We start from the raw sequence: 12,625 nt of genomic DNA on the forward strand, positions 1-12,625 counted from the left end.
AAGATTCATAACACATGTAAACAGGATTAGGTAAGAAGTAATTACTCTGGTCATTTTGATTGGGATTAATAATTAATAACTGGTTATTGAAACCTTCAGCAAACTTCAACCGGCACTCGGTAAAAACGTATTAATATTTAAAAGGTTTATTCCAAAAAAACTTAGTGAACGTGGGGCAATTTGCCCGTCCACTTGGTTGTACCCAACTCAGGGTCACCCCACTTCTCACTGTCAACCTCCCGCGGTTCAATAATCAACCGCACATGCCTAACACCCTCATCCTGTACCGCTTTGTCCAACTCCGGTATATTAGCATGCAACTCCTGCACCAGTGGATTCTGTCCAGGCTTATAACCATTTGTATGCGTTGTTAAACAGCCGATGCTTCCAATTGGCCAACCTCCGTGAATAGCTATCCCGCTACGCTGACCATTAGGGCCGTTAATGACCGCGCTGCCTGAACCTGGCGTGTCAGAAACATACATGTTATACTTCTGGCCTTCTATTCCTCTGTTTAGGTAATATTCTCCCGGAGGGCACTCGTTCATACTTCCATAACGCTCGTCAGCGTGCCGGCCGTAATCTTCCCCATGCCCATCACGTGTAAGAAAAGTGACATAATCAGGTGCTGGCAAAGCGTTTTGACGGGAAAGCTGCTTATACAATTCCAATGATAATCGCCTGAAGACTGTCGTTTGATACACTGGCCAGGCTTCACGCTCTCCAACCTTCTTGCCTTTCCTAACATACCTACTCCCTCCAACCCCCTCCGCCTTCCCACTCACCACCACTACCGTATCCGTCACCGGTTCCTGCCACTTCCGCTGATTATAATGCCTGCATGCCTTCACCCCAAACGCCTCCACAGCCTCCCTGAAAAACCGCTTCCTCTCCACAATATTATCCAGCGCCGCATTAATAGGCCTGCTCACACTTTCCACTGCATAATCATCCGCAAATTCTGCACGGAGGAAAAGACTATGCGAACGCCAAAAGATCATAGCGGCCGCCATGGCATCCACCGGCTTTGCGGATATAGCCTCCGGATGCGCTTCCCAGTCCACCTTCCGGTCCGTGATCCACTTATTGAACAACCGGGACGCCTCTTTGTAATTTCCCCTGCCGGTCAGCTGTATAAATCCCCGGCCTTTATACCGGTAACCATCTTTACTTTCGTAATCTCCATTACCATTAATCCTTGCATAAGCCCAATTGGCAATATGCTGTTGATTTTCGGAGGACACCGGCACATCGCTCGTTTCCGGACGCCCCCACTGCGTGGCATTGAAACGCCCCTTCCCCTGGCGGAAGCGCCGGAACTTTTTCACCAGCACTGAGGCCCTGTAATTGAAATTCTCTTCCAGGCTGGCGAACCTCGTTTCTGTCGCCAGCTGCGCCAGGAAGTGCGCTTTGCGGCAACAGGTATCCAACCGGAATTCATGGCGGTATTGATTCAGGAAAGGCAATGCCTCCCTGATAATCCGGTCGTCCTTCAAAAACGGGGTTCCACGGGCATCCACGCACATTTTGCGTATCTGCTCCATGGTCACAGGTTCTCCGCAGGCGCTGCAGATGGTCTTTTTGTAGGATTTGGTAGCAGTATCTATCAAGGCCGGGCTCACGCTCTTCTTTGCCAGTGGAGCAATAACGGGAAATGCGCTCACAGTTTGCCACCAGCTAAGCCAGTTGTCAGTTTTTATCGCCGCATAAAACCGCTGCACTTTTTCCTCGTACTGCTCTTCCCATGCTTTGTCAATAGTGAAATCGAACTGGACATAGCCGTGATCGTTCACCTGGAAAGTATTACTGTACATCACGGTGTCTAACTGTTCGAAGTCATGACCATTCCTTTTTTCCAATCGTTTGATCTGTACGTCTATCTTACGCCGGCACATATTCTGCGCTATAATTTTGCAGGTGAGGGTATCCCCATAACGCGCCGTGATGACTGGGTTATTGTTGCGGGTAAACCTAACTTCGCGGATCCGGGCAGCGTCCCGGAACAGCAGCGGCCGCGCCGGATACAGGGAGCGTAAATTTTTAACAGGGCTGTTACACCGCACCCTTGCGTAGATAAGATCACCATCTTTGAGCCTGGCCTCTTTTGGATGCGCGCGGAAAGGTATCAGTACTTCCCCGTTCGCAACAGTATAAGTCGCGGCTCCGGATAATGTGGAAAACTGTTGCCGCTCACTATCCGTAGCAACTATTGTGATCTCCAACATCAACCCTTCCGCATCTTCCAGGAGCAATTTGAGATAGGATATTTCATGCCAGCCCGTTACGGCTTTTAGCTGCTGTGTGTCATCCTGCCAGTGGGCGTAGCGCATAACCGGGGAGGGGGTAGGCGCCCCTACGGGTAACTGCTTATCATCCGTTACAGCATTTCCCTCCCCCCCCTCAACACCCGTCCCCCCGGATACCATCTCCCCACTCAAATTCCTTTTATCCCCACCACCCGCATCTCCTGACATCAACCTCTCCTTTCCTCCCTCCGCCTGCCCATGCCTTACCACCCTAACGCTCCCCCCTCTACTACAAACCGCACTACTCCTCTCCGTCAACGGATGCACATTCCCCGCCAGGGTAATATTTTCATAAGCATCTTTCCACTGCAGCACCGGCGTGCAGGGCGTCGGATTCTTCGGATCTGGAATTTTACACATCCTGAAGTTCAGCGCTGCGCTGTTAATACCGGCCGTAGTAGCTACCGGCTTGCCGCCGCTGTGTTGCAAATAGAGCTTCTTCTTACCCGGCACCTGCAATGCCACCGGCGCGGGGTTCAGCGCCTGGGAACAGGTACACATAGCGCCTTCGCATACGAGGTGCAATGGTTGGTTAACAACATGCATGATATGGCATTTAAAAGGTTAACAAATCTTCAAAACATCCTGATTTTCTCTTCGCTTTTAATATCCAGTATTTGCGCGGCATGCAGCTCAAGGTCGCCTTTCAGGCTATGCACCTGCACTTCGTCCGCTTTCCCTTTCAGGGTAGCAGCCAATAACGACAACTCCTTATCCGCAATCAATTCAATATTTTTAGCGGATAGCAACGCGCTTTCGGTAGCATGCTGGTGTACATTACCGCCGGCGGCTATGGACACATCCCTGCCGGCATGCAATGCAATGCTCTCCTTAGCATACAGTTGAATGTTATTGGCCTTTATGGTAACCTGCTCCGGAGCTTCCACCAACAAACATTTCCCCGCAGTATCCAGCTGTATCACATTGCCCGCCTTATCCCTAATCGTTATCATCTCCTTGCCCGCCGTATCCTCCAAACTAATAGTATGCCCCGAGCGTGTAGCCACCACCTTTAGGTCATTCCCCGCCGTCCCCCAGTCAGGCTTCGCCTTTCCATGATAGCAGGCGCCTGCTACATAAGGGTACTCCGGATGATCCTCTACAAATCCTACCCACACTTCTTCCCCTTTTTCCGGCAGAAAATAGAAACCTTTCCGGCTACCGGCATGTGGATGCAGCATCCTTATCCACGGGCTCGCGCCCTGCTGCCAATTGAAGCGCACACGTATTCTTCCCAGGTTATCCGGATCGTTATTATCCACTACCATAGCGCTCTGCGGACTACAATACGGTATCCGCGGCGGATCATAAAACTTCACCGGGCTGAGATCCGGTATCCCCGTTAATTCATTCCTATAGTTACCGGCTGCATCGCAGGTATGCACAATCCGGCTCACCAGGAACGCCCCATGCCCCCGCTTTACCGGCTGCTCCTCCCGCACGATCACCATATCCCCCGGCCGGATGCCCGGCTCCGTACTCTGCGCCTGCCACCGCAACGCCGATTGCCGCTGCAATACTCCGGCCGCAGCGCTTTGCAACGCGCCTTCCCGGTGTGCATACCGGCTGCCCTTCATCGCCGGCAGCTGGTTCAGGCAATGTTCCACGATAGGATCACTACAACGCTCCGCCTTGGCCGGGGCCAACTGCGCCACTCCCTGCTCCGCCTCATACCAGCTGTACGCAGGCGCTGCCACAGGCACGCCTGCCTCGATACTGTAACTCCGCAATTCCCGGCCGTAATACAACGTGAGCTTCGCCGGCGAATATTTCCCAAACACCAGCCGCGAGCCATTGTAGAAGAACCATTCCCCATACGTAGCGGCCAGCCGGCGTAAAAAGGCATAATCCGTTTCTTCATACTGCACATGATAGGGGAGCGTGGATGCCCTCTCCGGCTGAATGAGCATATTGGATAAGCGCGTCGGCATGCTCTCCGCTATCTGCGCCAGCGTCTTGTCCTCAAATGAACGGAGCTGCGGCGCTATATCCATCCTGGCGTCAGGGCTCTTTCCCTTCAAAAGGCAATACCCCAGTTCCCGACCTTCCCCACAGCCGGTTTCCACGGCAGTGATATAGCCGTTGAAAGTGGTGTTGCCCAGCTGGATCTGCAAATCCTTCCCTAAAAACTGCTGCACCACCTGCTGCAGGCTGCTGCCGGCCGTATGTAAAAAATTATCCCCTAACTGCACCTCAAAGGCATGCGGGGCGTAAATAGATTGCTCCAATCGGAGGGCATACCAATGCCTGTACTTTTTACCATTTATGGAAATGGTAACCCTGGTAGTTTCCGGCATGGCTACATTATTTGGTCCAGAAATGTTCGTACACACTGCTGTTGAGCGACATCCGCCGCGCCGACAGCTGCAACCTGATCTGCATCGGATGCTCTCCCGCAGCACTGAAGTATTCAGTATATCCCGTGCAGTAAGTGTCCGAAAACTGCAGCTCCTTCAACCGCGAAATGGCATCTCTCCTGAAAAAAATAATACTCCCGTTACGTGTAGCCGTGTCGGTTATCATCCAATCGAACAAATTGGTATCCGCAGTGGACTCCACCAACAACTCGATCGTTCCCCCTTTAGGTCGGGAAACAGGCTTACCGCAGGCATCCGTAGATTGTGAAAAAGAAAAACGGCATTCCAGAACATTCAGTTCATAACCGTCAATTTTACAGCAGGCTTTAAAAGACATGGTCAACAGGTTTAACAAACATGATAGCCGCAATCCTGGAAAATCATCTGCAAGCGTACGCAATGCCATCACAAACCCAGCATAAAAGAATGCAATCAGGATCACCAACTAAAATTACTCCATTCCCACACACAAAAACCAGGCTTTTCAAAAAAATTTCCCCCGAATCAAATTAGATCAAACGCCTGCGCAAACTTCGTCAGGTCATACATCGACTCCGCATTGATCTTCGACTTAATATTCCTCCGGTGCGTAACCACCGTCTTCTCCGAAATATGCAGCTCCCTGGCCATCTCCCCGGCGCTATACCCCAGCGCCGTCAACCGCAGTATCTCCCGTTCCCTTTTGGTAAGCTCCGAAAAGATATGCTGGTGCTGCCGCAGGAACTGGTTCTCCTTCAGCAGCCGGTCCAATTTACTGGTAACATGATGCAACGGATCAATAGGAATCGCACAGGTAATCAAATGCGTAGGCTTCCCCTCCGCATCCCGGCACAATACTTTCGTGGTGCTCAGATGCCACTCCCAGTCATCCTTTTCCGCCAAACGCACCTGCTGAAAAAATGAAACCTCCTTCGCCGCCGTCACCGGGGCATTCACCAGCTCCATGATCCTGGGCAGATAGTCTTCCACGTCATGCGGATTGAAACAACGGGTATAGTACTCCTGGCCCATCGCCCGGATTTCTTCCAGGGTATAACCCAGCTCCCTGCAACCCCTGGCGGACATATGCACCACTCCTCCATCCGGAAAGCTATGCACAATCAGTACCGCAGGCAGTTCATCTTCTATAGTTTGTAATGCTTTTAATTTCTCTTCCAGCGTTACTCCTGACATGTTGGACACGTGTTCTAAACGTTCATTTACAAATAAGAAAAAACGGGAAAAAAACAATAGTGAAGCCCATCTTTAACTATGCTCACATTCCTGGACAGATGGCATGAAGGCTTTTCGCGGTGGTTGATTTTATTATCTGACTGCAAAGGTAATGGAAATTTATAAAAACAGTTTTGGGTCTCTTCCTGTAGAAGGAGACCCAAATTTGGGGGTAACTGACCTTCCGGTCATATTTAACTATTAAGGAAAATGACTCTTATAATAAGTTTGAATTGTCTGATTGCTTCTGCAAAAGTAGACGAACCCCGGATCAGATAAAATACCTACATGTAGGTATTTTTCAATGTCCTGAAAGCCTATTCTTTCCATGTTATGTCGCATTTTGCCTGCCGATTTTAGAAAATATTCTCCCCGGCATTTTCTATCTTCCAGCAGAGAAAAATCCACTATGAAACAAGTTTTATTTACACTCCTGCTGCTGCCGGCCCTCTGCTCCCATGCACAGCAGCTGACCACCGCACAGCCGGAAGCGGCGAATATGTCTGCCGCACGCCTCGCCCGTATCGACTCCCTCGTGAACAGCTACATCCGCAAAGGCTATGTCAACGGGGCTACGGCTATGGTTATACGTAATGGCAAAATCGTTTATAATAAAGCATTCGGGTATAGCGACCTGGAAAAAAAGATCCCGGAAAAAACCGATAACATCTTCCGCATCGCCTCCCAAACCAAAGCCATCACCAGCGTGGCCGCCATGATCCTCTACGAAGAAGGGAAGTTCCAGCTGGACGATCCCGTGTCCAAATACATCCCTGAGTTCGCTAACCCGCAGGTCATCAAATCCTTCAACCCGCAGGATACCACCTTCACTACGGCGCCGGCTACACGCGAAATCACCATACGCGACCTCTTTACCCACACCAGCGGCATCGGCTACGCCCAAATCGGCGGCAGCATGGAAACGGCCATGTACGCCAAAGCAGGCGTCATCGCAGGTATCGGCGTGAAGGACCTCCTCCTGGCCGATAAAATGAAAATCCTCGGGAAACTACCCCTGCTCCACAATCCCGGCGAAAAATGGACCTACGGCATGGGCGTGGACGTGCTGGGATACCTCGTGGAAGTACTCTCCGGTCAAAGCCTCGACCAGTTTATGCATGAACGTATCTTCCGGCCGCTGGGCATGAAGGATACCTGGTTTTACCTGCCGGCAGATAAACAGGCGCGGCTCGTCCCCCTTTATTCTGAAGACAAAAAGGCCCATCAGCTCTACAGAACCCCCAACAGCATTATGTTACACGGCACGGAACTGTATGCGGACTACCCGAAATTCAAAGGCACTTACTACTCCGGCGGCGGCGGATTGTCCTCCACCACGTACGACTACGCCATATTCCTGCAAATGATGCTCAACGGCGGTTCCTATAACGGCGTACGCATCCTGAGCCGCAACAGCGTGCGGATCATGACCATGAACCAAACCGGCGACCTGGCGCTGGGGTCTGACAAATACAATAATTTCGGACTTGGATTTAAAATAACCAGTGAGGCAGGAAGCGCCATCTCGCTGATGCCAGCCGGCGCTTTCCAGTGGGGAGGAATGTTTGCCACCACCTATTGGGCGGACCCCAAAGAGAAGATCGTGGCACTTATATATACCAACGTGTGGCCAACCACACATGGCAGTATGAACGAAACTTTCAAAAACCTGGTCTACCAGGCTATCAATGATTAAGCGCTGATGGCCGCACGGTTCTCAATTGCAGCCAGCAACTCCGCTGGTTGCAGTTGATGCTCCAGGTATTTATCCGCAAACGCATAGCGGATTTCCAATGCCGGCGTAATAATATAAACAGCCGGTACCGGCACATCCTCATTCACGCCCGCCACAAAACCCCAGATCGGGTCGGATTGCTTGTAAATACCCGCTTTCCTGGCGATGGCGAAATCCCGGTCGTACACCACGTCAAAAGGAATTTCCTGCTTGTTCACCGCTTCAAATTGTTTGCGGCCCTCGCTGGAAATCAGTAACAGCTTCGCCCCGGCCGCCTCGATGGCAGGATGCAACGCTATAACCTGGTCCAGCAGTTCATCTGCATACCCGTTCCAGTGGATGGAATAGAATACAACTACCAGCGGCTGCGCCGTTAATGTGTGAATACTCGCCCCCTGTGTTAACAAACCGGCGTCTTTGATCACCTGGTCCGCCTCCAGGTAAAATTCAGGAAACTGCTGCCCCGCACCCAGTGGCGCTATCTTCTCCCTATGATATCCCGTCTTTGGAAAGTTCTCTGGAACAGGCTGTTGCAGGTAATCGGCGTAACGGTAAAGTGTGGACATTTCCTGAAATTTTTATAGGTTGGTAAATGATCCGGTAAGCGTTTGATGCCTATCGTGAAACAAATATACGGGGAAAATTTTAATTTCCTACTAATCCTATAGACTAATAGGCTAAATATTTTATAACATATTGAGTATCTAGGGGGATGGGGGGAGAAAAAATATTTGCATTTCGTCAAACCGCATCGTCCAATCGTCAATTTCACCCGGAAAATGCCAGGGCAACAGGGTATGTTTACGGCCGTCATCCATCATTTTTACCCATGGCAATAACTTCCCCTTCACGGGAAACCGCCGCAATCATAAATTTATTATCTTGATAAAAATGAAAAATATCCGGACAATCCACTGGCTCCCCGCCGTTTACGGCCTCCTGGTGTACGCCAGCATGAGGCTGGTCAACGACGTGATCAGCGAAACCAGGTTCTGGCTCCGGCCCCTGCATACCAACCTCATAGAAATAGCAGTTTCCCTGGCCGCCGCCTATATCACCTTATATATCATCCGCCGGATCGTAAAACGGCAGCAGCAACGGGCAATCCCCCTGCCGGTCTGGAAGGAGTACGGACAGGTAGCCCTCGTCATCACCACCCTGTCCTATACCACCATCATCCCCATGGCCGCCCTGACGGACGATGGCTGCCAGTGGTACGACGTCGTGAATATCACCCTCATCCCGCTGCTGTACGGCCTCCTGGCCTACGCCATCCTCCGGGCATCCGCCTCCCTGCGCAAAAATTATGAACAACAGCTCCTCCTGGAAAAAATCAGTAACGATACCCTGCAAACAGAACTGCAGTTCCTCAAAGCCCAGTTCCACCCGCACTTCCTCTTCAACGCACTCAATATGATCTATTTCCAGATGGACGAAAATGTACAGGCAGCCAAACACACCGTGGAACAGCTGTCCGAACTATTGCGTTACCAGCTGTACGACCAGCAGCAAATGGTGCCCGTACGCAAAGAGCTGCAATACCTCCAGTCCTATATCGACCTCCAACAACAAAGAATGAACAGCCACCTGCAACTGAAAGTCAGCTTCGACCCGGCATTACAGCAACAAACCGTGTATCCGCTGCTGTTACTCCCCCTGGTGGAAAACGCCTTTAAATATACCGGGGGCGACTATTGGATCAATATCGCCGCCACCCTGCAGGAACAACACCTGTACTTTCACGTCAGCAACGCCGTACCGGCCATCCAGCAGGTAAAAACCGGGGGCATAGGGCTGGAAAACCTCCGCCGCCGCCTCCAGCTGCTCTACCCGGGGCAACATGAACTCACCACCGCCCATAACGGCAACAACTATACGGCCACCTTAAAACTAAGCATATGAAGATCCGCTGCGTAATCACTGACGACGAACCGGTAGCCCGTAAAGGCATCGCCAGCTATGTGGAAAAAGTGGATTTCCTCGAGCTGGTAGGCGTTTGCGAAGATGCCGTTTCCCTGAACAACCTCCTGCTGCAACAACCGGTAGACCTCCTGCTGCTCGATATCGAAATGCCCTATATGACCGGGCTGGAACTGCTCAGCAGCATCCCCCGGCCGCCCAAAGTAATTTTTATCACCGCCTACGAACAGTATGCCATCAAGGGATTTGAGCTGCAGGTGCTGGATTACCTCCTAAAACCCGTCTCTTTCGAGCGCTTCCTCAAAGCTGCCAACCGGGCATTGGAAAGTTTCCGGCAAACAATCCCACCCGATTCAGCGTATATATTTATAAAGTCGAACGACAAACTCGTTAAAATTTTCTGGGAGGATATCTTATACCTCGAAGCCATGGAAAACTACGTGAATATTTATACCGACAATGCCCGGCATATGATTCACGCGACCCTGAAATCGGTAGTTGAAAGCATAAACAGCCATGAATTTGTGCAAATACACAAATCCTATGTCGTCAACACAGCCAAAATTACCGGGATCGACGGGAATATAGTCGAGATGGGAAAGGCCACAGCGCCCTTTTCCCGCGGGATGAAGGAGGCCGCCATGGAAAAGATACTCCGTAACAGGTTATTAAAAAAATAGATCCGTTTATGCTGATTAAGTCCAGGCTCTCGTTAATGCAGGTCTTTTCCTTCACCTGGAAGGTCGACCTGCTGCTCTTACTCTGTTGCACAGGCGTTTACTACCTGGATGTCTACTGGCTCAGCGATCATATAAATATCCCCGGCGCCATCTCCACCGTACTGGGTACCGCCATCGCCTTTTTCATCGGGTTCAATAACAACCAGGCGTACGACCGCTGGTGGGAGGCCAGGATCATCTGGGGAGCGCTCGTAAACGATTCCCGCTCCTGGGCCCGTTGCCTGCTCTATTTTTACCAGACGGACAATGACATCCAGCGCCAAACCACCGCCCGCAACATGATCTACCGCCACCTGGCCTTCCTCTACGCCCTGAAATCCGCCCTCCGCAACCGCCCCGATGACTACTACCACCGCTACCTGTCCGCCGAAGAAATTGAGATAGTAAGCCGCCAAACCAATAAACCCAACGCCATCCTCAACCTGCAGGCCCAGGACCTGCAGCGCCTCAGGCAAACCGGCACTATCGACGGCTTTCAGTTCATCGAAATCAACGACCTCCTGGTCAGGAATACCGACAGCATGGGCAAATGCGAGCGGATCAAAAACACCGTTTTCCCCACCAGCTACGTCTATTTCACTAAAATGTTCATCTGGTTTTACGTCATCATGAATACCCTGATGATGACCGAATCCATCGGGGCCTGGTCCATCCTTTTCGGATGGGCGTTCGGGTTTGTTTTCCACACCACCCACCTGAACGGGATCAACCTCATGAACCCCTTCGCCTACAACCCGCTGGCCATGCCGCTGGACAGCATTTCCAGGACCATAGAGATCAACCTCCTGGAAGCCCTGGGTGAAACGGATATCCCCGCGCCTGTAGAAGCCCGTGCAAATGGACTTTATATCATGTAACGGAATACCTTTTTTCCTTATTTTTACCGAATGACGTATGAACAATTATGTTTGCTGTTTGCCCAGTCTGTAACGCTGAAAATACTACGGGCCCGCAGTGCGCCAATGATGTTGTCATTTTTTCACACCGTATTCAAAGAAAAAAACCAGACAATCATTACCAATGCCGAACTGGTAACCCGCTTGTCAGATTATCTTACGCATACCGGCTACCGCGCCACCGACGATGAGATCGATGCGGCCTCCCTGCTGGACGACGATGATACCAAAGCAAAAAAATACATTGACCAGTGGAGCAACCAGGGGTTTCTCCGCAAATACCCGGACGATGAAGGTATTGACATCCACGAGCTGAGCAGCGATACGGAAAAGGTGCTCCACTGGATCACCACCCTGCAGAAACGCGAATTCATAGGCACCGAAAGCCGCTTTAAGGATATTTTTGCCAAACTGAAAGAACTGGTGGACCAGAGCAACAAAGATCCGGAACAGCGTATCCAGGAACTGGAAAGAAAGAAATTTGAAATAGAACAGGAAATACAAGCCATCACCATCACCGGTAAAGTGCAGGTCTTTGACGATACCCAGATCAAGGAAAGGGTGTACGACGTAAACCGCATGGCCCGCGAGCTGCTGGGGGATTTTAAGGAAGTGGAAGCCAACTTTGAACAAATCACCCAGGACATCTACCGCAAACAAAGTGAAAGGGATGTGGCCAAAGGTACCCTGCTCGCCTATACGCTGGACGCCTTCGAAGCGCTGCGCCAGAAAGACCAGGGGAAGAGCTTTTACTCCTTCTGGCAGTTCCTCATGGACGAAAACAAACAGTCGGAAATGCGGGAGCTGATCGATAAGCTCTATGCCCTCCTGGAAGACCGCGACATCGAATACAAAAACGATCGCTTCCTCCGCAAGCTCAAACAATCCCTCCATGCCTCCGGCAAAAAGGTGATCGACGCCAATAAAAAACTGAGCGATAAACTCAGCCGCGTCCTCAACGAGCGCAATATGACGGAAAGGCGCAAAACCATGGAGCTGATCAACGATATCCGCCTGCTGGCCTTCCAAACACTGGGCAACCACCCGTCGGAAGAGGATTTTATTGAAATAGCAACCGATCCTGAACTGGACCTGCCGGACCGTTGGGAACTCTCGGACGAAAAGGCCGCCAGCCCTGCCTTCCAGCTGCCTGAAGGCCTGGGAGGGGAAGATTATTCCCTGGAAGATATGCAGGCGCTGTTCAATCATTTTCATATCGACCGCGCCCAGCTGGAAGAACGCATAGCCGTACAGCTGCAAAACAAAAAGCAGATCAGCCTGAAAGAACTGGTGGAGATCTACGGCACGGAGAAGGGGCTCACCGAGCTGATCACCTACTTCGCCATCGCCAGCCAGTCGTCCAGCCATATCATCCTGGACACCGCTGATCCCGTGAAACTGGGTAACCGTATCATCAACCTGCCGATGGTACTGTTTACCAATTCAAAAAACTAACCTT

The 12,625-nt window shown here is 51.2% G+C and carries 10 protein-coding genes; 5 read left to right on the top strand and 5 right to left on the bottom strand.

The window, feature by feature from the left end; translation table 11 throughout:
* Window positions 1-161: 161 nt before the first annotated feature.
* The 4 genes from BOC67_RS15300 to BOC67_RS15315 all read right to left on the bottom strand — a co-directional run bounded on the left by BOC67_RS15300 (window position 162) and on the right by BOC67_RS15315 (window position 5,836).
* Window positions 162-2,852 (bottom strand): PAAR-like protein, encoded by a 2,691-nt coding sequence (locus tag BOC67_RS15300; RefSeq protein WP_291911457.1) that lies wholly within the window; start codon window positions 2,850-2,852, stop codon window positions 162-164.
* A gap of 29 nt (window positions 2,853-2,881) precedes the next feature.
* Entirely contained in the window at window positions 2,882-4,603 is a 1,722-nt protein-coding gene (locus tag BOC67_RS15305; RefSeq protein ID WP_291911458.1) for a phage baseplate assembly protein V, read from the bottom strand.
* A gap of 7 nt (window positions 4,604-4,610) precedes the next feature.
* Window positions 4,611-5,000, bottom strand: a complete 390-nt coding sequence (tssD, locus tag BOC67_RS15310) for a type VI secretion system tube protein TssD (protein ID WP_291911459.1) — start codon at window positions 4,998-5,000, stop codon at window positions 4,611-4,613.
* Window positions 5,001-5,167: 167 nt separating this feature from the next.
* Window positions 5,168-5,836 carry a LuxR C-terminal-related transcriptional regulator gene (locus BOC67_RS15315; protein ID WP_291911460.1) on the bottom strand — a complete coding sequence of 223 codons (669 nt, stop codon included), beginning with the start codon at window positions 5,834-5,836 and terminating at the stop codon, window positions 5,168-5,170.
* A gap of 448 nt (window positions 5,837-6,284) precedes the next feature.
* Between BOC67_RS15315 and BOC67_RS15320 the strand changes: the two genes are divergently transcribed.
* Window positions 6,285-7,571, top strand: a complete 1,287-nt coding sequence (locus BOC67_RS15320) for a serine hydrolase (protein WP_291911461.1) — start codon at window positions 6,285-6,287, stop codon at window positions 7,569-7,571.
* On the opposite strand, the gene BOC67_RS15325 is transcribed toward BOC67_RS15320, so the two are convergent.
* A complete protein-coding gene (locus tag BOC67_RS15325) occupies window positions 7,568-8,176 on the bottom strand; it encodes a redoxin domain-containing protein (protein ID WP_291911462.1) in 609 nt (202 codons plus the stop codon). The two genes, BOC67_RS15320 and BOC67_RS15325, sit on opposite strands and share 4 nt — an antisense overlap.
* A gap of 325 nt (window positions 8,177-8,501) precedes the next feature.
* On the opposite strand from BOC67_RS15325, the gene BOC67_RS15330 reads away from it, so the two are divergent.
* The 4 genes from BOC67_RS15330 to BOC67_RS15345 are packed head-to-tail and all read left to right on the top strand — an operon-like array spanning window position 8,502 to window position 12,621.
* On the top strand, window positions 8,502-9,512 hold the full coding sequence (locus tag BOC67_RS15330) for a sensor histidine kinase (protein ID WP_291911464.1): 1,011 nt from the start codon (window positions 8,502-8,504) through the stop codon (window positions 9,510-9,512).
* The gene (locus BOC67_RS15335) at window positions 9,509-10,210 is read left to right on the top strand and encodes a LytTR family DNA-binding domain-containing protein (protein WP_291911465.1); all 702 of its coding nucleotides are present in this window, start codon (window positions 9,509-9,511) and stop codon (window positions 10,208-10,210) included. Before BOC67_RS15330 ends, BOC67_RS15335 begins: the two co-directional genes overlap by 4 nt.
* An 8-nt stretch (window positions 10,211-10,218) precedes the next feature.
* Window positions 10,219-11,127, top strand: coding sequence for a bestrophin family protein (locus tag BOC67_RS15340; RefSeq protein ID WP_291911466.1), 909 nt, complete (start codon window positions 10,219-10,221; stop codon window positions 11,125-11,127).
* Between the two features lie 30 nt (window positions 11,128-11,157).
* A complete protein-coding gene (locus BOC67_RS15345) occupies window positions 11,158-12,621 on the top strand; it encodes a DUF3375 domain-containing protein (RefSeq protein ID WP_291911467.1) in 1,464 nt (487 codons plus the stop codon).
* Window positions 12,622-12,625 lie beyond the last annotated feature (4 nt).

It is taken from the genome of Chitinophaga sp. CB10 (assembly GCA_001870995.2).
Taxonomy (GTDB): Bacteria; Bacteroidota; Bacteroidia; order Chitinophagales; family Chitinophagaceae; genus Chitinophaga.